Origin of the sequence: Microseira sp. BLCC-F43 (assembly GCF_041929235.1) — a bacterium.
GTDB lineage: Bacteria > Cyanobacteriota > Cyanobacteriia > Cyanobacteriales > Aerosakkonemataceae > Microseira.
The window spans coordinates 1-21,121 of the sequence record NZ_JBHFNP010000121.1 but is presented as its reverse complement, the minus strand read 5'-3'; the positions used below and the strand labels follow the sequence as shown (position 1 = coordinate 21,121).

General features: G+C 44.9%; 16 protein-coding genes. 5 read left to right on the top strand and 11 right to left on the bottom strand.

The annotated features are described in order from the left end of the window. Positions 1-175: 175 nt before the first annotated feature. The 5 genes from ACE1CM_RS17625 to ACE1CM_RS17605 form a co-directional block, all read right to left on the bottom strand. Complete coding sequence (locus ACE1CM_RS17625; protein ID WP_374878845.1) at positions 176-871, bottom strand: glutathione S-transferase family protein; 696 nt, start codon at positions 869-871, stop codon at positions 176-178. A gap of 533 nt (positions 872-1,404) precedes the next feature. Continuing rightward, entirely contained in the window at positions 1,405-5,766 is a 4,362-nt protein-coding gene (locus tag ACE1CM_RS17620; RefSeq protein ID WP_374878843.1) for a PAS domain S-box protein, read from the bottom strand. Between the two features lie 76 nt (positions 5,767-5,842). Beyond that, complete coding sequence (locus ACE1CM_RS17615; RefSeq protein WP_374878841.1) at positions 5,843-6,592, bottom strand: amino acid ABC transporter ATP-binding protein; 750 nt, start codon at positions 6,590-6,592, stop codon at positions 5,843-5,845. After that, complete coding sequence (locus tag ACE1CM_RS17610) at positions 6,558-8,039, bottom strand: ABC transporter substrate-binding protein/permease (RefSeq protein WP_374878839.1); 1,482 nt, start codon at positions 8,037-8,039, stop codon at positions 6,558-6,560. Before ACE1CM_RS17610 ends, ACE1CM_RS17615 begins: the two co-directional genes overlap by 35 nt. A gap of 105 nt (positions 8,040-8,144) precedes the next feature. Further along, positions 8,145-9,488, bottom strand: coding sequence for an S-layer homology domain-containing protein (locus tag ACE1CM_RS17605; RefSeq protein ID WP_374878838.1), 1,344 nt, complete (start codon positions 9,486-9,488; stop codon positions 8,145-8,147). Between the two features lie 503 nt (positions 9,489-9,991). On the opposite strand from ACE1CM_RS17605, the gene ACE1CM_RS17600 reads away from it, so the two are divergent. Continuing rightward, a complete protein-coding gene (locus tag ACE1CM_RS17600; protein ID WP_374878837.1) occupies positions 9,992-10,189 on the top strand; it encodes a hypothetical protein in 198 nt (65 codons plus the stop codon). Between the two features lie 23 nt (positions 10,190-10,212). Further along, complete coding sequence (locus ACE1CM_RS17595; RefSeq protein WP_374878836.1) at positions 10,213-12,510, top strand: tetratricopeptide repeat protein; 2,298 nt, start codon at positions 10,213-10,215, stop codon at positions 12,508-12,510. Between the two features lie 197 nt (positions 12,511-12,707). On the opposite strand, the gene ACE1CM_RS17590 is transcribed toward ACE1CM_RS17595, so the two are convergent. After that, positions 12,708-13,994, bottom strand: coding sequence for a family 10 glycosylhydrolase (locus ACE1CM_RS17590; protein WP_374878834.1), 1,287 nt, complete (start codon positions 13,992-13,994; stop codon positions 12,708-12,710). 395 nt (positions 13,995-14,389) lie between these two features. On the opposite strand from ACE1CM_RS17590, the gene ACE1CM_RS17585 reads away from it, so the two are divergent. Then, the gene (locus ACE1CM_RS17585) at positions 14,390-14,638 is read left to right on the top strand and encodes a hypothetical protein (RefSeq protein ID WP_374878832.1); all 249 of its coding nucleotides are present in this window, start codon (positions 14,390-14,392) and stop codon (positions 14,636-14,638) included. A 393-nt stretch (positions 14,639-15,031) separates the two neighbouring features. Here the strand turns inward: ACE1CM_RS17585 and ACE1CM_RS17580 are convergent, their stop codons facing one another. The 3 genes from ACE1CM_RS17580 to ACE1CM_RS17570 all read right to left on the bottom strand — a co-directional run bounded on the left by ACE1CM_RS17580 (position 15,032) and on the right by ACE1CM_RS17570 (position 18,458). Continuing rightward, on the bottom strand, positions 15,032-16,105 hold the full coding sequence (locus ACE1CM_RS17580) for a WD40 repeat domain-containing protein (RefSeq protein ID WP_374878830.1): 1,074 nt from the start codon (positions 16,103-16,105) through the stop codon (positions 15,032-15,034). Beyond that, entirely contained in the window at positions 16,093-17,064 is a 972-nt protein-coding gene (locus tag ACE1CM_RS17575; RefSeq protein WP_374878828.1) for a CobW family GTP-binding protein, read from the bottom strand. The genes ACE1CM_RS17580 and ACE1CM_RS17575 overlap by 13 nt, the downstream gene beginning before the upstream one ends. Positions 17,065-17,504: 440 nt before the next feature. Beyond that, complete coding sequence (locus tag ACE1CM_RS17570; protein ID WP_374878826.1) at positions 17,505-18,458, bottom strand: metal ABC transporter solute-binding protein, Zn/Mn family; 954 nt, start codon at positions 18,456-18,458, stop codon at positions 17,505-17,507. A 65-nt stretch (positions 18,459-18,523) separates the two neighbouring features. Here ACE1CM_RS17570 and ACE1CM_RS17565 point away from each other — a divergent pair, with 65 nt between their 5' ends. Beyond that, positions 18,524-19,252, top strand: a complete 729-nt coding sequence (locus ACE1CM_RS17565; protein ID WP_374878847.1) for a metal ABC transporter ATP-binding protein — start codon at positions 18,524-18,526, stop codon at positions 19,250-19,252. Between the two features lie 52 nt (positions 19,253-19,304). Beyond that, entirely contained in the window at positions 19,305-20,189 is an 885-nt protein-coding gene (locus ACE1CM_RS17560) for a metal ABC transporter permease (RefSeq protein WP_374878824.1), read from the top strand. Between the two features lie 297 nt (positions 20,190-20,486). On the opposite strand, the gene ACE1CM_RS17555 is transcribed toward ACE1CM_RS17560, so the two are convergent. Beyond that, a complete protein-coding gene (locus tag ACE1CM_RS17555; RefSeq protein ID WP_374878823.1) occupies positions 20,487-20,780 on the bottom strand; it encodes a hypothetical protein in 294 nt (97 codons plus the stop codon). 94 nt (positions 20,781-20,874) lie between these two features. After that, positions 20,875-21,121, bottom strand: a 247-nt coding sequence (locus ACE1CM_RS17550; protein ID WP_374878822.1) for a Uma2 family endonuclease, incomplete at its 5' end; no start/stop codon positions are given.

Sequence of the window (21,121 nt, the reverse complement as noted above, 5' to 3'; positions counted from 1 at the left end):
ATTCCTGCAATCTGGTGATGGTAGATGGTGCGTTACGCTTTCGCTAACGCACCCTACATTCCTACATTCCTGCAATCTGGTGATGGTAGATGGTGCGTTACGCTTTCGCTAACGCACCCTACATTCCTACATTCCTACATTCCTACATTCCTGCAATATGGTTGGTGTGGCGAATTTAATTTTGTCGCATTTCCTTCGCGGTGATGCCGGAAGCTGTGTTGTTGGCGTACTTGATATATTGTTGGATATAGAAGTCTGTCGGATGTTTAATTGATTCTACAGATTCAAGGGCATTCATTGCTTCCCACCACTGCTGAAGTCGCACGCATTCGGATGGTAAGGTAAAGCCGCGATAATGTTCTAAGATGGGAAATCTTTCAAACCAAGGGTAAAATGCTAAATCTACCAGACTGAGAGATTCACCCAACCAATAAGCGCCATTGTTGGATAGTTTGCCAATGCCTTCTCGTTCCATAAATAGTAAATGATGGCCTAATTCTTGCGCCCATTCTTGTTGGTTTTCTGGGGTTGGCGCCAGGAGTAATTTGTAGAAAGTGGGGTTGAATTTAGTATTGGCAAAGTCAATCCAGATGCGCGCGATCGCTTTCTGACCCGCATCCGTTGGCATCAATGGTTTTTCCGGGAAAACTTCATCCAAATATTCGTTGATAATCGTTGATTCCCAGACAATGTTATTGCCGTGTTTAATAACTGGAACTTTGCCATAAGGCGAGATAGCAGTAAACCAATCTGGCTTATTTTCTAAGTCTATTTCGGTTAGCTGAAAGTCTACGTTTTTTTCCAGCAGCGCTAGTCTGGTACGATGGGCATAGGGGCAAACCGTTGCACTGTAAAGTTCTATTTCAGCCATAATTACAACCTTTTTTCTATGAATTACTCAAGGCAAGCTCAAGTTTGGTTTCGTACTTTAACCCAATCTACTCCCTTCTCATACCAAATCCGGGTTCTAAACCCCCTTTATTTTATAGCCCGCTACGCCTTGCTTTGTTTGTATAGCCGCGAATGCGCGTCGTTTGGCATAAAGGGGGTAGTTAACCCGGATTTGGTATCATATCTTGTCCGTTCGCGTGCTGCACGTCGGGGCGGGTTTAAAAAATTTCTCGTGATTTTCCAGAATGGGCAGGTATTACCCGCAAGTACTCCCGTCAAAAATTATACACAACCTAAGCTAGCGGGTTTAAAAAATTTCTCGTGATTTTCCAGAATGGGCAGGTATTACCCGCCCCAACTCCCGTCAAAAATTATACACAACCTAAGCTAGCGGACATCATATCACTCATATGATATCCGGTCGATTACCCATAATTAGAAGCCGGGACAGGGCACGATCAAAGTTATCTGTGTCCCTACGCAATTAGGGGGTAAGGTTTTTTTATGATGCTCTTAATCGGTCTGTGAATTTGTGGTTGAGATCGCCTCATGTAACGCATTTAATAGCTCCTCGAGGGTGTAAGGTTTTAACAAGAATGTCTTGACATTAACCGATAAAGCTAGTTGACTATTAGCAGCAAGTCCGCTGGTGGCGATCGCCCTCACCTGGGGATTCATTATTTGCATAGCGCGGATAGTAGTTAATCCATCCAGATTGGGCATCATCATATCAATTAAAACTACGCTGATTTCCTTTTGGTGTTGGGCATAGAGGGCAAGCGCTTCAATGCCATCGCTAGCGAAGAGCGTTGTGTAATTGTATTTTTCCAGAGAAGTTTTAGCAATTTGTCGAATAGTAGCTTCATCATCGACAATCAAAATTAACTCACCATTACCTATTGGCAGTTTCTCTTCTAGGATAGGCTGGCTAAGTCTTTCCTCAGATGCTGGTAAATAAACCTGGAATTGCGTACCATTTCCCATCTCGCTATAAACTCTGACAAAACCGCCGTGGTTTTTCACAATTCCCATTACAGTTGCTAGTCCCAATCCCGTTCCTTGACCGACTTCCTTGGTGGTGAAAAAGGGATCAAAAATTCGCTCTAATAGTTCGGGTGGAATGCCCATTCCTGTATCAGAAATGCTAACAATGACGTAGAAACCTACCTGAGCCTCCAAATTAATAGCGGCATAATTTTCATCTAGATAGCGATTTTCTGCCGAAATAGTTAAACTCCCGCCATTGGGCATAGCATCGCGGGCGTTGACGATCAAATTCATCAATACTTGATGGATTTGGGTAGCATCAGCCGAGATTGTCCACAGTTCCATCCTGGGAATATTGGCAGAGATTTGGATAGATTTGGAAAATGTGCGGTTGGCAATGTTAATAACTTCCGAGAGCAAGTGTTTGATTTGCAGAATTACGCGCTGGCCTTCTTGTCCTCGACTGAAAGAAAGAACTTGCTTCACTAAACTTGCTCCGCGATTAGCACTGGATTCGAGTATTTCTAACATTTGTTTCGTCTGTTCGTCGAGATCGCGGAATTTGAGCGGTAGCAAGTGAGAAACAGTCAGAATGGGGGTCAAGATATTGTTGAGATCGTGAGCAATGCCGCTAGCCAAAGTGCCGATGCTTTCTAAGCGTTGGGCGCGGTAGAACTGCTTCTCCAGTTGTTTCTTCTCGGTGATATCGCTGTTGACTACAAGAATAAATTTGGTCTGTCCGGATTCATCGCGCACCAGCGTCCACCGACTCGCTACCCTAATTTCTTTACCCGATTTGGTGACTTGTTCGAGTTCGCCTTGCCACAAGCCTTTTTCTCCAGCGATTTGCAGGTTTTCTGCTAGTTGAGATGTAGATTCTTCGTTAAACAATTCATTAGCGGTTTTCCCCAATACTTCTGCTGCTGTCCAGCCATATAAACGTTCGGATCCTTGATTCCAAAATAAGATGTTGTTGTCTAAATCTCTAACAAAAATGGCGTCGGTAGCGATATCAATTAAAGCTGCTTGTTCGCGGATTTTTTGATACAGTTCTGATTGTTGGATGGCAATGCTAACTTGATTTGCCAGTTGTTTTAATAACTCAATTTCTGCATTCTGCCATTGTCGGGGAGCCGAACATTGATGGGCAATTAACAGACCCCATAATTGTTCGCCTGGTAAAAGAGGAATGACTAGATTGGCTTTGACCTGAAACGGTTTGAGCAACTCAACGTAACAGGGTTCTAGGTGTTCTGCGTCGATATCGGACATGCTAGAAATTTGCCCTTGACGATAGGGTTCGATGTAGTGTTCTTCAAAACAAGGATCGAAGATGGTTGTAGAAAGGATCGATACCCACTCTGCCCCCACCGATTCCACGACAACGTCCCCCTGCCAATCGGGGCGAAAGCGAAAGATAATTACCCGATCTGTATTGAGCAAGTGTCTGACTCGTTCCACGGTGCGGGATAATACCTCGTTGAGATCGAGCGATCGCCGAATATCCTGAGCAATGTCGGCGATCGCTTGTTCTCGTTCGATTTGCTGCTGGCGCATTAACTCGGCTTGTTTGCGATCGGTAATATCTTCGACAAAGATTAGAATCCCGCCCACTTCCCCACTCGCCATTTCCCAGGGTTGAACTTCCCATCTCAACCATTGCAACGATCCATCGGGCAGGGTAAAGCTATCTTCATCGCATCTTTGAATGAAACCCTCTAAACCTTGTTGATGCACCAGTCGCCAACGATCGGGAATTGTTGGCAGCAGTTCGTAGTGAGAACGCCCGATTACCTCTGGGATCGAACCCAGATGATAAATATCTACCCAACGTTGGCTGACGGCGATGTAATTCATCTTGTGGTCAAACATGGCAACGCTGACGGGCGCACATTTGACAAACAAACTTAACCTTTGTTCGCTTTCCTGCAAGGCGAGTTCTGTTTGTTTGCGATCGCTAATATCCAGGGTAATGCCGTTGAATCGCACTGGTTCACCTCGGTCGTTTACCGTCAGGCGACCCAAACCGAACAACCAACGAAAGCCACGTTCGGGGTGAAAGATGCGATGTTCTATTTGGATCTCAGACAGGCGTTGCTCCCAGACTGACGCTAAATAATCGCTCACTCTTTGGCGATCGTCTGGGTGCAAATAGTTGTTGTACCAAATGTCGTACTGTACCGGATCGCTAGCCGGATCGATGCGATCGCGATCGAGGCCGTACAGATGATACATCTCTGGCGACCAGGTGAGTTTACCCGTTGCTAGTTCCCAATCCCACGAGCCTGCTTGGGCACCCGCCAATCCTAAGCGCAGCAGTTGTTCGTTTTCGCGCAGTGCTGCTTCGGCTTGTTTGCGATCGGTGATATCGTACTCAACCCCAATCATCCGCAGGGACTTTGCTTCCTCGTCGTAAATAGCTCGCCCTTTGCTATGCAGCCAGCGAATGCTGCCATCATCTAAAAGCAACCGCAACTCTGCTTCATAATCGGTGTGAGTTTCTAAAGCTTGGATAATCCTTTGTTCGGCGAACTCAATATCTTCGGGATGAACGCGATCGCGCCAGCGTTGATAACTCGGTTCAAATTCCCCTGGCTGATAGCCCAATACGGTGTAGTGACTGGCGTTCCAGAACACAACTCCCGTCGCAATATTCCATTCCCAGATGCCGATGGTGTTTAAATCGAGGGCGAGACGCAACTTTTCTTCACTGGTTTGAAGCGCGATTTCTAATTGCTTGCGATCGCTAATATCCCTAAAGTAAAGTCCTAATCCCACTGGTGAGGGATAGGCATGAATTTCAAACCAATTCCCACTTGGTTCGTATAGAACTTCTAAATGCACCGGCACCTGTTGAGCCATCGCTCGTCGATATTCTCGCTCAATGGTGTGTCCGACTGTCCAGGGAAACAATTCCCAATGGGTTTTACCCAGGATCTCTTCCGGTTCCAGATTCGCCAATTGGCACAACATACCCATTGAGGTGCGATTGGCATAGACTATCCGCCACTCCAGATCGAGCATTGTGTAAGCATCGGTGATGCTTTCCCAAATCGCGAGCATCTGCTGATGGGACTGCTGCACAGCGGTTTCGGCTTGCTGGCGCAAGGCTTCCAGGCGCTTGACTTCGGTGATATCTTTAATCAGCACCAGGTTAAACTGCTTACCTGCGTCCATAAAAGCAGACACCGTCACTTCTACATCGATGGCGCTACCGTCTTTCCGCAGATAGCGTTTTTCTGACTGGTAGCTATCCCTATGTAGCAGATCGCAATCTTCAGGATGGTTCAAGTCATCAACGGTGAGGGCGAGCAATTCGGCTTCGCTGTATCCGGTAATTTGGCAAAAGGCTGCGTTGGCGCGCAGGATGCGACGGGTTTTGATACCCACTTGCGCCATGCCGACGCCGATCAGGTTAAACATGGCACGGAATTCGGCTTCCGTTTGGCGCGCTTCTGCTTCTGCTTGTTTGCGATCGCGCAGCGTTGCGGTAGCAGTATCGCTGATATCCTGATGTACGCCTGCGATCGTCCAAGAGTTACCTTCAATCTTTTGACAGGCATAGTTGCTGGAAATCCAACGGACAGAACCATCTTTGTGATTGAAGCGATACTCGCCGGTAGCGTTGCGTTTGGCAAAAAACGCATCAAACATCGGTATGACGATCGTTTCCCGATCTTCTGGGACAACCTGCGACAACCACAGGTTTTTGTCTGCCATTAATTCTTGAACCGTATAGCCAAAAAGTTCTTCACAGCCGGTAGACCAGTATTCATACTCCCAATCCCGGTTGTCCCAAATGCGAAAACTGGAAATCGCGGCAATTGCGATATCTACCATCATTAAACTGCTCTGGAGATACTTAGCTGCTGCCTCTGATTTTGGCATCCTCCCACAGTAAGCGCAAGCGATCGAGTATCTGTTTCCTACCTTTTGTCAACTGTCAACTGTCAACTGTCAACTGTCAAAGCATTTTTTCTAAGAATTGCTTGGCGCGATCGCATTTCGGATTGCTAAAGAATTCCCTGGGCGGGGAATCTTCCGCCAGTTGTCCTTGGTCTAGGAATAAAATCCGGTGGGCGACTTCCCGCGCAAACCCCATTTCGTGGGTGACAATTGCCATTGTAATGCCAGTTTGGGTCAGGTCTTTCATGACTTCTAGCACTTCGTTCACCATTTCCGGGTCGAGGGCGGAGGTGGGTTCGTCGAATAACATAATATCCGGTTTCATCGCCAGACTGCGCGCGATCGCTACCCGTTGTTTCTGTCCCCCCGATAATTGCGCCGGATAAACATTTGCTTTTTGAGATAATCCCACTTTTTCTAGCAGTGCCATGCCTTCCCGCTGCGCTGTTTCTTTTGGCACTTTCTTCACTTTAACTGGGGCATACATCACATTTTTCAGCACCGTCATGTGGGGGAACAAATGGAAATGCTGAAATACCATGCCGATATTTTGACGCACTTTCATAATATCGGTTTTCGGCGCGGTAATATCTGCACCTTGAATGTAAATTTTTCCCGCCGTTGGCATTTCCAGTAAATTCATGCACCGCAAGAAAGTTGACTTACCCGACCCCGAAGGTCCGATAATTGCCACAACTTCCCCCTGTTTAATTCCCGTGGAAATGCCTGACAAAACTTTGAGGTTGCCAAAGTCTTTATGCAGGTTTTCCACTTTAACTGCTGCGTTGTAATCTTCGTTCGAGTACATAACCACTCCAAGTTAAAACCATGACCATTACATAATAAATTGCTCCGGCAAATAGTAGGGGTTCAAAGTAAATATATTGTTCTGCCCCGACAATTTGGGCGCGACGTAACAAGTCAGTCACCCCAATCACTGACACCAAAGATGAATCTTTAAGCAATGCAATTGTTTCATTCACCAGCGCAGGCAGAATATTTTTAAATGCCTGGGGTAAAATAATATCTGCCATCATCGGTCTGTAGGGAATGCCTAAAGATAAAGCTGCTTCCCGCTGACCTTTATCAATTGCCAAAATACCGGCGCGGATGGTTTCTGAAACGTATGCCCCGGAGTTGAGGGTAAATGTAATTACCCCTGCTAATAATGCCGGAATATTGTAACCAGTTAATTGCGGCGTTGCGTAATATACTAACGCAATTTGCAACAACAGGGGCGTACCTCGAAATATCGAAGTGTAAACGGTGCCAAACCAAAACAAAAACTTGTTAGATGAGATTTTAAACAAGGATAAAATCGTTCCCCAGATGAAGCCACAAATTAAGGAAATTGCGGTGAATTGTAAAGTTACTAATATGCCTTGCAGGATGAAAGGAATGCGGGGCGCTATTTTGGCGAAAGGTAAGACATTGGGACTGGTGGTGGGTGAGGTTTTGCCTTGATTTTCAAACCATTTTTTGATTAACCTTTCGATTTCGCCGCTTTGTTTCATTTCGGCTAAAACGCGGTTGAAATCATCGACTAAAGGAGAATTTTTGGGGAAAGCGATCGCGCTACCAGCTTCTTCAGGTTTACTCGGAATTGTACTAAATTGCAAATCCGGGTTATTGGCGATAAATCCTTTAGCAATTGTATCTTCAATTACCGCTGCATCGATCCGCCTTGCCTTCACTTCTTGGATCAAATCGCCGGTTTTATTCAGCGCTACAAGTTGGACATTTTTAAATTCTTTAGCTGTTTTTTCTTGCGTCGATCCTAACTGGACGCCGACCTTTTTTCCTGCCAAATCTGCCAGCGTTTTCAGATTGCTGCCTTTTCGGGTAACAATTGTATTTTTAGCTTCGTAATAAATATCGGAAAAATCTACATTTTTTTTGCGTTCTTCCGTCGGAGTCATCCCCGCCATTGCAAAGTCAGCGCGTCTTGACTGCAAGGCGGGAATAATGCCGCTAAAATCTGTATCTTTTATTTCCAAATCGTAGCCGAGTTGGTTGGTAATATATTTAGCAATATCCACATCAAAGCCGATAATATCATCTTTGCCGCTGGCGGTATCTCTAAATTCATAGGGGGGATAGTCCGCCGATGTCACCATGACTAATTTTTGCCTCGCACTTCCTGGTTGTGCGATGACGCCACTAATATGTCCCAAGCAGGCGGCGATCAACAAAAAGGCGATGCAAAATAGAACAAAGAATAGCCATCTCCGGTTTGGCATTGCTATTATTTTCATGGTGTCTTGTTTACACTAATACAACTATAGTAGACTAGCAACTACCTTAAGGGTTAGATTTGGCTACAGAAACCCAGTTTTTTGCAAAAAACCGGGTTTCTTGAGCTAATTAGACTGTGGCTTTAATTGCAACGCCTCTTTTGCCGATACTCCTTCCCCTTGGGTGCCAAAATACCAAAGCGTCGCCGCTGCTTCGGCGCGAGTCACTGGTTTTTTAGGTTGAAATAAAGTAGTAAAACCAAAAACTCGGCGGATATTTGATACATCTGCATTTTGGTGATCTGCCAAAACTGCCCTTAACGCTTTCGGGTCAATTTTACCGGCATCTTGGAAACCCCAAGTTTGTTTCACAGCTTCAACTGAAGCATTGGGTAAAGATTGGCGAGTATCTAAAGGTACTTTCCAAAGCATCATTTGTTCCCGCGTCAAAGGCGCGCCAGGACGAAACAATACAGCGGTACTATCTCCAGATAAAGGACTGGGAATTAAACCCGCTTCAGCTAATCCTTGAATTGCGCCGAAGTTGGGGTGAGTGGGAGGCACATCTTGAAATGCAGGTTGAGAAGATGAATTTGCCAACCGAATTTGTTTCGCCGGATTATTGGCATACATGCGATTATTTGTAGCAACTAACCAACTGGCATAATCGCGGCGACTGATAAGGTTATTGGGCGCAAATTCGTTGCTAGAAGTAGAAGTATTAGTTTTTGCTGCTGGGTTAGGAGTTAATACACCCAATTGTGCCAAGTCTGTAATGTAGGTACGCAACTCTTTGGGCGCGTTATTAATATCAGTAAAAACTTGCGCTTCTGTATTAGTAGAAGTGACTGGTTCGGGGGATGGAGTTGGATCTTTAGCAACCTCTGGAGATGGGGAAGGTTGCGGCGTTGCAGTCGTTGTCACGCTACTGTTGCGGGTATATGTAATAGTAAATTCTGTGGCGGCGCTGGGGGTTTGGTTTGCAGTAGTTTGATTGGGTGAAGGCGTCGCGACATTAGTTGGTGCGGGTCGAATATTTACTGTCACTTGCAAGTCATTGCGACGCGCTACCAATGAACTTGTTTCAGCAGTGGGTTGGCTGACAATTTCCCAGTTGTTATTTTGAAATTCCTTTTGATAGAAACCTTGCACGATATTGGTAGGATCGCCGCTAGTCCAGCGCGTTAATTGGGAAGCATCCTGTTGGGTCACTTCCTTTAACGTCGCATCGGGATAGCGCGGAATTTCTGAGGGAAAATCACCTGGTAATTGAACTTGCGTTTCGTTCTGCTGGGGATTTGTATTGGTTACTGGTTGACCCAAAGTAACCGGGTTTTCTTGCAACTGAGGATCTGCCGCTAAAGACTGTTCCAAATTTTTGCTATTTGGACTGTTGGCGCAAGCAGTCAGCGAGGTTAGCAGCAAAGCGATCGCACTCAAGAATACGACGGGCCGTTTGGAAGGTAACATAGTGAAAAGTTTATCTCAATCCCTACCCTAGCGCAGTCTGGATGCACTGACACGACTTGGCGAGATATTGTGTAGGGGTACGCAAAGAAACCGGGTTTGTTTGCACAAACCCGGTTTCTATGAAAAATCGTTGGTTTGGGAACGATCGCACCAAGAAACCGGGTTTCTTTGATCTTCGTGGGCGCAAAGAAACCGGGTTTGTTTGCAGAAACCGGGTTTCTTTGATCTTCGTGGGCGCAAAGAAACCGGGTTTGTTTGCAGAAACCCGGTTTCTTTGATCTTCGTGGGCGCAAAGAAACCGGGTTTGTTTGCAGAAACCCGGTTTCTTTGATCTTCTTGGGCGCAAAGAAACCGGGTTTGTTTGCAGAAACCCGGTTTCTAGGATCGTCTATGTTGGTGATGCCGTGCCCCTACTCTTGTGTATTCTATTCTGTAAGACATTACGCAAGTGTCACACCACCTGTGTTGTTTTTGAAGTTCGTAGTAGCGCTAAAGCGCTAAAAATGGCGCTAAAGCGCTACTACAAACCCGATTTAATCTGCCAGCTGCGTCAGTTTGATTCTGTGGCAAAACTCTTGGGGCTAAAAATGGCGCTAAAGCGCTACTACAAACCCGATTTAATCTGCCAGCTGCGTCAGTCCGATTCTGTGGCAAAACGCTGTAAAAATATCCGGAAAACAAGTCCAAGCTGTGGAATATAGCAAAAAACGGTTGGGACAGGATCGTGATTGGTCAACTTGTAGATGGGCGTTACCAAATTGTTCGAGTTTTGGGTGCAGGCGCATTTGGGCAAACTTTTTTAGCCCAAGATATCAAACGTCCGGGTCATCCCTCCTGCGTGGTGAAGCAACTGCGCTACCTCAGCAACAACCCTCAAGGGTTGCAAACTGCGCGCCGCTTATTTAAAACAGAAGCAGAAATTCTAGAAAAGTTAGGTCAGCACGAGCAAATTCCTACCTTACTAGCTGACTTAGAAGAAAACCAAGAATTCTATTTAGTTCAACAATTCATTCCCGGTCATGCTTTAACCCAGGAGATTTTGCCCGGTCAATGTTGGAGTGAAGACCGAGTTATCAATCTGTTAACAGAAGTGTTGCAGATTTTGGTCTTTGTCCACGGAGAGGGAGTTATCCACCGGGACATTAAACCGGCTAATTTAATGCGGCGCGAATCAGACGAAAAAATATTTTTGATTGATTTTGGGGCGGTGAAAGAAATCGGCACTCAAATTGCGCGGGGACAAATCATTCAAACGGTTGTAATCGGCACTCCTGGCTATATGCCAATCGAACAATTTCACGGTCAGCCCCAATTTAATAGCGATATTTATGCCCTGGGAATGCTCGCTATTCAAGCACTTTTAGGATTAGCCACAAATGAGTTAAGCAAACTGCGAGATCCTAACAATCCCAATACGGGTGAAGTCGTCTGGCGCCACCGAGGACAGGTAAGTGCAGAATTAGCAGATGTCATCGATAAAATGGTGCGACCGGGCTATCTTCAGCGCTACCAATCGGCAACGGAAGTGCTAGCTGATTTGGAAAAAATTGGTGCGATGTCTCTTAATTCGCCTCAGCCTTCAACGAGGATTTCTTCTATCCAAAATATCCAGAATAACGAGCAGAATCAGCCTCAGAAAAAGCGGCGGGGGATTTTAGCAGCAAGTGCAGCTTTAATTGTGGTAGGTGGATTGGCGGGAGTTGTTTACAGCCAGATGCCTCAAAGTCGAGCGATTGCATTCTACAATCAAGGGCTGGAAAAGGCTAAAACCGGCGACAAGCAAGCAGCTATTGCACAGTTTAACCAAGCAATTCAACTCAATCCCAATTACGCCCAAGCCTACTACGAACGAGCCGATGCTCGCTTTCACCTGGCAGATTATCAAGGAGCAATTGAAGATTCTACTCAAGCAATTCGGATTAATCCCAACTATGCCGATGCTTACAGACGTCGTTGCGCTGCTCAAGGTAATTTAAAAAATTATCAAGCATCGATTGAAGATTGCACCCAAGCCATTCGCATCGATCCTGCCAATGCTTTTACTTACGTCAATCGGGCAAGTACTTACTATAGTCTCGGCGATAAACAAAAATCGATTGCAGATTCCTCTCAAGCAATTCAGATTAATCCTAAACTTTCTTTAGCCTATATCAGCCGAGGTTTGGCTCGCGAAGACTTGGGAGATAGACTGGGAGCAATCGAAGATTATACCCAGGCAATTAACCTCGCTCCCAACGATACCAGAGCCTATATTAACCGGAGCAATTTGTATCGCAAACTCGGCAAGTATCAAGAAGCACTGAAAGATGCCAACCAAGTAATTCAAATTAAACCGAATAATTCTTTAGCTTACTACAATCGGGGTTTAGCTCACCGCGCACTGGGCGAAAAACAATCGGCTATTGAAGACTTTCAGAAAACTGCAAAACTCTGCCTGGAACAAGGAAATCAAGGATGCTACAAAGACGCACAATTTTTAATCGAGAAAATACAAAAACCTGAACCAGAGTCTAAACCAGAAACCGCACCTACAACTGTTTCTCAACCGCAATCCCAACCCGAAATTGCACCTCCACGACGAAGGCGACAACCTAACCCGATTACTGTTACTCAACCAGAACCGAATATACAAACTGTTCCGCGACCACTCAGATCCCAGCCAAAACCAACCGCTGAGGTTACACCAGAACCACAACCAACTGCTGAGACTAAACCACAGCCTGAAGCAACTGGTGAGGCTACACCAGGTCCCGACCCGAAAACAGTTCCCTACTACAAAGCTAAACCAAGACCTGAACCTGAACCAAGAACTGAACCTGAACCAAAAACTGAACCTGAACCAAGAACTGAACCTGAACCAAAAACTGAACCTGAACCAAAAACTGAACCTGAACCAAAAACTGAGCCTAAATCAGAGCGCGGTGTGCAAACAGTTCCCTACTACAGATCCCGACCTGCACCGGAACCCGAACCCACCGCTGCGCCTGAATCAACACCAACACCTGAGTCGCCTGGGTCATAGATAATAACTTAAGTTGCTAGTTATCTCATGCATAGCAGCTAATAGCTAATGGCTAATAGCTAATGGCTAATGGCTAATAGCTAATGGCTAATGGCTAATGGCTAATGCTAGTAAAAATCCTATATTAGCAATTAGCAGTTAGCAATTAGCTATTAGCAGTTAGCAACGCCGAAGTTTATAACTAGCAAATTAAGTTATTAGTTATTTGAGGAAATAAGCTTTTTGACCGCAGCAGCAGTCTGTTCTGGTTTTCCATCGGAAGGAAACACTAAAATACTCTGAATTTTGGGATTGCCAATCAGTTCTGGTAAGCGATTTAACTGTTGATCTGAAATGGCAACCCCATGATAATTGATCGCATACTCTAGCTCTTGTTTAAAATTAGCATCGTTATAAATCTGAATGAAAGCTCGGTCAACATTCCAATTTGCCCAATCAGCGGCAAAATAACGCTTACCCCAATAAGGATTGTGATGGCAAAGATCGAAGCTAACCCTCGGATTCACTTTTTTGATATCCGCTCTCATTTGTTGCACAAAATTAGTTAAATGGGTAGTTCGATCGACTTTTCCGGGTAATTCAGCATGATAACCCAGGTAATCATCCCACTGAACTGCATCGATCTTGGGATACTTTTTGACGAACTCGACTGAGATTTTTTTGAATAGATCGGCAACTTCTGGAATCTCAACATCTAGTACGTAATGCTCGATCCCAGGATAGGTTCTATCGACTCCAGGCACAACCCATTTTTTAGCAATTGCTGTGTCAAAAATCGGACTATTTTTATCGATTTTAATGCCTTTCTCAAAATAGGCGTGTACTTGCATTCCTTGCTTGTGTGCCTCATCAATCAGCCAATCTAACCATTGCTCTTGAAATTGGTTGGGGCAACTTTTGAATCCGAATGTTTGCTGCATCACTTCGCTGTTATACATCGTGCAGCCATTGCCCCAAACGCCATGAATAATTGTATTTATGCCTTGTTTGCGATAGTAACGAACTCGTTCGCGAATTGTTTGTTCGCTAGCATTATTCGTCACTTGATAGCGACTTAAGTATATTCCCCTGATTTGTTTTTGCTCCCAAGGAGTTTTAGGTGATGCCGAGGGAGCAGGGGTAACAGGTGAAGGTGAAGCTTCTGGTTTGGTTTTTGGTGTTTCAGTTTGAGGTGATGTCGAGGGAGCGGGGGTGACAGGTGAAGGTGAAGTTTGTGGTTTGGTTTTTGGTGTTTCAGTTGGCATCACTTGCCGAGGAGCATCATTGGCAACTGCTACGGGATGCTGGGGTGCAGGAGTAAAATTTGGCGCAGGTTGTTGTTGATTAATAGGCAGAAATTTACTGACGCTTTCAGGTAGAAGTTTGCCGATATTTAGTCTAGCTAGATTGGTAAAACCCCAATAACCAAGACCTAACAAAACTACGAGGAATGAAATTGGAATATTAGCACATCCACAGCCAGGGTTTTCTTTTTTGTTTGGCATGGTAATGTTAGCGATCGCTCCAAGCATCTAATATCAAGGTACTTCACTCGGCGATCGCTCAATTCCGCATTCAGAGCGAAACAAAATTTTAGCCGATCCCATCTCCACAGGCACCGAAGCCGCAGCCAAGGTGATGCTGTCACGAGCGCTAGGAACTAATGGGCGGGTAGTTCATTTAGTATTAAATATTACTTCCTATCGATAAAGCATGTCTGTCATCGGCTTATATTGTGTTTGACACTCCCCGCGATAAATCGACGGGGATTCTTGCATCTACAGACATTCCCTACTAGAGGGAACATCCTTCATCAAGTTCTTCGCTGTGCCAAACAGCCCATTCTCGCTTACCGGATGAAGCCATTACAGCAGCATCTTTCTTTTTTGAATAAATTTGCGTGGCATTGCACTTAGACTGGGAAGCGATCGCAGATTTACCCCACCCATCTTCGATAACTAAAAACAACGATCCCCTAACTGCGGATATTGACGCTTTGGTCGAAAAAGTAAGCCAGCAGTTCTACGAAAAAATTCAAAACCTATATGGGCAGATTAAACCCCTAGATATTTCGCAACCTATTAACATAGAAAACCTCTGCGTTAATGTCAATATTGTCGTTAGATCAAATCCGGTTGCATCGGAATGATTGGCCTTTCTTGCTAATTGCTAATTGCTAATTGCTAATTGCTAATTGCTAATTGCTAATTGCTAATTGCTAATTGCTAATTGCTAATTGCTAATTGCCCATACGCGCAGTAATTCAGATGCAACCGGAGATGATAAGCTGCTACGCACCTAATTTGAGAGTCAAATTTTCTCTTCTTCTTGTGGGGTGGGCAGACTTGCCCGCCTCTTTATTGGATTTAAATGCTCCCGCAGCTTATAACTGGCTAGTAAATCAAGTTGCTAGTTATCTCATACATAGCAGCTAATGGCTAATGTCATTAAAAACCCTATATTAGCAATTAACTATTAGCAATTAGCAATTAGCAATTAGCAACTTGCGTTAGTCGCTAGAATGTTTGTTTTTTAATCGCGATTAGCGACCACTAAATCCCTTACCAGTTGTACTTTGTGACCAAATGAATAATTCTCCGTTTTGTCCTCCGGCGGCGAGTTTATGACCTTGGGGATGCCAAGCAATGCAGGAAAAACCATCTGGTGCGCCTGTGAGGGTTTGAGCGATTTGTTTGGCTTTTTGCCACAAACCAACAAAACCATCATCGGCGGCGGAGGCGAGGAGAAAGCTTCCGGGTTGGAATGCGATCCCACACACAATCCCTCCATGTCCATTCAATATACGACCTTGCCAACCCATTGTTTCATCTGCGTCTTTTTCCCACACCACAACGCTATCCGCACAAGATGAAGCTAGCAGGGGAACTCCCAAATGCGTATTGATATTTGACCAAGATAAATTGTGTAATTTACCTGGAAAACCGCGCATTAACCAGGGACTAGGGTTACCCCATTCCCAAACTGTAAGGGTGCGATCTAAGTTGGCGGAGGCGATGTATTTGCTGTCATTTGACCATGCGATCGCTAAACTAGCAGCAGCTACTTCTAAAATTTCCGGATCTTCATCCCAGTCCAAAGCATTCCAAACCTTCACCCCTTGATTTCCAGCCACAGCAAGGTTTTCCCCATTCGGACGCCAACCCATATCTAAAACTGAAGACGCTTCAAAGTTAAGCGTTACTGCTACTTGAGAAGCATCTGCATCCCACACTTGGAGATATTTACCCATACTAAAAGCTAGTTCGTTTCGGGTAGGATTCCAAGCCAAACGATCCACCCAAGCGGGTGCATTTTCTAACGTGGTAATTAATTCAGCTTCTGATAATTTCAACCGCCAAATTTTTACCCGTCCATCCTGTCCCCCCGCTGCAAAATATTGCCCATCAAACGAAAACCCGATGCAGTCTATTGACTGTTCCTGAGCATTTTGCAATGCAGTTAAATTGCCTTCCTTCCACAGCACTATCTCCCCAGAACCGGAGGCTGCGGCTAAGGTCAAACCATTTGGTGACCAAGCCACAGCCGTCACGTAATCTGAGAGCGTTCCTTGCCAAGGTCGGTCAAATAATTTTTTCCCACCCTTTATACCAAACACGCTCTAAAATCCTCTTTTAGTTTGGCTTCATCCAGATTTCTACCAATAAATACTAACTCATTTTTCCGCGTTTCTTCTGGTTTCCAGTCGCGATCCGGTTTGCCATCAAACAGCATGTGAACGCCTTGAAACACAAACCGCTGGTTTTCTCCGGCAATGTTGAGAATTCCTTTCATCCGGAAGATATCTTGCCCTTGATTTCGCAACAGTTCTCCCAGCCAATAATTTAATTTTTCTCCATCTAATGCGCCGGATTCTACAATCGCAATCGAACCGACTGTTTCATCGTGTTCGTGTGCATTTTCCCCCAAAAATTCCGGGTCAATTTCCAAGGCGCGACTCAAGTCAAATGCTTTCACTCCCAACAGCGCATCCATTCCTAATTCCGAGTTGCGGGTGCGGTAGATTTTCGCCATTGCATTCATCGCCCGAATGCGCTTTTCTAGATCTTCTAACTCTTCTGGCGTCACCAAGTCAGTTTTATTGATCAAAATTACATCGGCAAAGGCAATTTGTTCCTGAGCTTCATCTGCATCCCAATGCTGCCAAATATGCTTGGCATCCACTACCGTTACTACTGCATCCAGGGATAATTTATCCCGCATATCTTCATCGACAAAGAAAGTCTGAATTACGGGGGCTGGATCGGCAAGTCCGGTAGTTTCTATTACCAGGTGGTCGAACTTGTTCCGCCGTTTCATCAAGTTGCTGATAATCCGCATCAGATCGCCCCTCACGGTGCAGCAGATGCAGCCGTTATTCATCTCAAAGATTTCTTCATCGGCGTTAATAATCAGTTGGTTATCAATCCCAACTTCTCCAAACTCGTTAACAATGACGGCTACTTTCTTTCCATGTTCGTAGGTGAGGATGCGATTAAGCAGGGTAGTCTTACCCGCGCCCAGGTAACCAGTCAGAACTGTAACGGGAACGAAATCGGTTGTATCGGCACGTACCACGATCTATGCCTCGGTTCTTACAATGAGAATCAATATCATATTACAATAATTTAGGGGGGTAAAGCTACCCTCGCCATACCCTCGACTAAAAAATCCGGGTTTCTTGAAGAAACCGGGCTTTTTACAGCGGATTTCAGTCGGATGAGGTACGCCGAAAGTTTGTGTAGCGGCACCCTTAAGGGTGCCGCTACACAAACCAATCGATAATGCTTTCCCTCACGCGGCTGTACTACAAAATCCCGGTTTCTTTAATAATACCTTCGCCAATTCTCTGAAACGCCCACAAGAAGAAAGCATGTGGCTACACAAACAAAGCCGTAGCTTAGCAGGCTAGAATTCTTACAGGCTGCGGAGGCAGCCTTTGAATGCAATAGCGACACCCTTAAGGGTGTCGGATTTTGGCGAAGGTATTGTTTAAGAAACCGGGATTTTTAAGCGACTTAGTTTAGCGGCGTACACTTTCCTCCCAATCCATCCACAATGGCGCAGGTATTGGCGGTTAGCATTTTCTGGTATGTTTCACCTTCGCTACCTGTTTCTCCCAAACCGTCGGTGTACAATTCTTGGTCTGAAACTTTAACCTGCGCTTCTCTTGCCACCGATTGTATCAGCTTGGGGTTCAGGGTTGCTTCGGCAAAAATAGTCGGAACTTTTGCTTGTTTGATATCTTTTACCAATGCGCTGACTCTTGCTGCTGTAGGTGCTTCTTCAGTGCTAATTCCTTCTAGCGCCCCGATGACTGGAATTCCATAAGCTTTGGAGTAGTAACCTAATGCATCGTGGGTGGTGACTAATTTACGCGATTCTGGTGGAATTGTGGCAATTTGCGATTTAATCCAAGTGTCTATTTGCGTGAGTTCGCCGGTAATCTTTTGGGTGTTTTCTGCGTAAAATTTTGCCTTTTCTGGTTGTAATTTTGACAAGCGATCGCTTATCACTTTTGCCATTTGAATCCCATTTTGGGCATTGTGCCAAACGTGCGGATCGGTTACGGTTTCGCCGTCTTCTTCAAATTTTTGCGGGTTGGGAACCGCAAGTTCATCGACCGCAACTTTGGGTGCCGGATTCGATGTCGCTTGAATTAATCTGATCAAGCTGGGTTCAAAGTTGTACCCGCCATATAAAATTAATTTGGCTTGTTCGATCGCTTTGCGGTCTTCGGGCGTCGCTTGGTATACGTGAGGGTCAGCACCCGGTTGAATCAAGCATTTGACGTCAACTGCGTCGGCGGCAATTTGTTTGGTTAAGTCGCACAAAACGCTGTGGGTGGCGATGACTAAGGGGCGATTTCCATTCCCTGTCTGAGGGTTGGGGTTCGATGGCGCACTGCACCCCACTAAACCGATAGCGATCGCAATACTAGCAATCCTTTTACTTGCCAGATTTTTTAACATTTCTTTAATCCTGTGGCTGAAGTTTTATGTTTAAATATGAGAATGATTCTCATAATAATAATTTTATGTTAGAGGTGGAACATCTGGCTGTCAACTACCGGGGAATTTCAGCGATCGCAGATGTGAGTTTTTGCTTAGAACCGGGACAAATTGTTGGGATAATTGGGCCGAATGGCGCGGGCAAAAGTACAATGGTAAAGGCGATTCTGGGCTTAATTCCATCAGAAAGCGGCATTATCAGGTATCGTTCCCGCGCTTTAAAAGAGCAGCTAAAACAAGTCGCTTACGTCCCCCAGCGGAGTCAAATTGATTGGGATTATCCGACAACGGTATGGAATGTAGTGCTGATGGCGCGTACTCGCCATACGGGATGGTTTCGTTCCCACAGCCGTCAATCTAAAGAAATAGTTAAAGCAGCGCTAGAAAGAGTCGGGATGTGGTCATTGAGAGAGCGTCAAATCGGAGAGTTATCGGGAGGACAGCAGCAGCGGGTATTTTTAGCGCGATCGCTAGCTCAAGAAGCGGAGTTATTTTTCTTTGACGAACCGTTCGTAGGCGTGGATAAAAAAACCGAAGCGATAATTTTTGAAGTATTTGAAGACCTGAAATCTCAAGGTAAAATTTTGTTGGTAGTCGGTCACGATTTAGGCGAAACCACCAGAAAATACGACCGCTTTCTATTACTGAACAAACAATTAATCGCCAACGGTTCCCGCAACGAAGTAATTACAGCCACCAATATCCAAAAAGCCTATGGAGACAGCGTAATTCTCCTCCAGCGCGGGGAAATATAGCAATTAGCAATTAGCAATTACCAATTAGCAATTAGCAATTAGCAATTCACAAATGATAAATTTCTTACTTGAACCTTTAACTTTTGAATTTATGCGTCACGCAATTGTGACCGCAATTATGCTGGGTATTTTGTGTGCAGTAGTTGGCACATATTTGATCGTACAACGCATGAGTTTATTAGGAGATGTGATAGCCCATGCAGTTTTACCGGGACTGGCGATCGCTTTCTTTTTCGGTCTGGATATTTTCGTAGGAGCATTTGTCTCAGGTATCATTAGTAGTCTCGTCATTGCTGGGATTGATTCCCAATCGCGCGTCAAAGTCGATGCAGCAATGGCGTTGGTTTTTTCAGGTTTTTTAGCATTAGGAATTATGCTGATTACCTTGCTCAAAAGCAAACTAGACTTACATAGTTTTCTGTTTGGGGATATTTTAGAAGTCACGGCGGCGGATGTGAGTCGCACTTTCACTATCACCATCTGTGTCTTAATTTTTGTCCAGTTATTTTATAAAGAATTATTGTTTTACACTTTCGATCCGCTAGCAGCTCAAGCAATGGGATTACCCGTAAATTTAATTCATATCGGTCTAATTTCTGCCATTACCCTTACCATCGTTGCCAGTATGCAAGCAGTGGGAGTAGTGTTGGTCGTTTCGCTGCTAATCGGTCCCGGAATTACAGCTTATTTATTAGTTAAAGAACTGCATCAAATGATGGGATTGGGAGCAGTTATTGGGATTATTAGTAGCGTGGCTGGAATGTATATTAGCTACTACTTAAACGTGCCATCAGGGGCAGCAATTGTGTTAGTAGTTTCCGTCTTATTTATCTTAACGCTGCTGTTTAGCCCCGCTCAAGGAATTTTGACGCGACCCGAAGTCGCCCATAATTCTGCAAGAATTGTGCGACTGCTGAATAAATTAAAAATTAAATAAAATTATGCTCGTTTCAATAGGAGCGAAAAGGGCATCGCACGGACGGGGCGGGTTTATAGCGGGAAAGCGACTTCATAGAATACACTTTATTTTGCTTGAGTTAATAGTCCTTGTCTTGCGGACTTTGTTTGTGTAGCGGCAGCATTAATGCTGCCGCTACACAAACAAACCCACAAGGGCTGTATTTCACCAAGTTGCAAACCCCTATAAACCCGCCCCTACAACACCATTAAATATGCTCCTGCGATGCGATCGCACATGATATTAAATCTAAAATCTAAAATCCAAAATCTAAAATCAAAAATTGGGTTGGGGAAGGCGACCTTGCAGTTGCTCAAAACCCTTTTGGCAGTTAGCACAACCGCAGCCAGATTGATGGATAGAATTAATTTTGTCTTTGGCGGTTAACATCGCTAGGGAATTTTCCGAATGGTTTTTGCCAAAGGATACTGGGATAGTTTGGATAGCTGGCGTCGATAAAAGTTGGGGTGTTAGTGGGTGAGCGATCGCAGCAGATGCAGGATGTGCCAAAATCAGCATAGCGCCCAAGATCCAAGAGCAAGCAAGCAATAGCAACTTAATTTTGTTCATAGTTCCCACCTTCGTTTGTATGCAATGACTGACTAGCCGCAGAAATGTTTCTATTCTAACCGAGATTATGCCAGTCGATTCTGACCCAGTTGCTTCAACCTGGTATTCTTGCCAATTGAAAAACCTGCTGTGCCGTAATTTCCAAACTCTCAAACAGAGAATCAGTTAATATCGTATCTCCCATATAAGTCGGCGGCGGCGCATCTGGATAAAAAACTGTAATGCTTCTCGCTTGACTATCTACCACCCAAACTCGCAACACTCCCGCATTCAAATAATCTCTCGCCTTAGCAGCTAATTCCCCAAAAGTTTGTCCCGGTGAAATAATTTCGATAACTAAT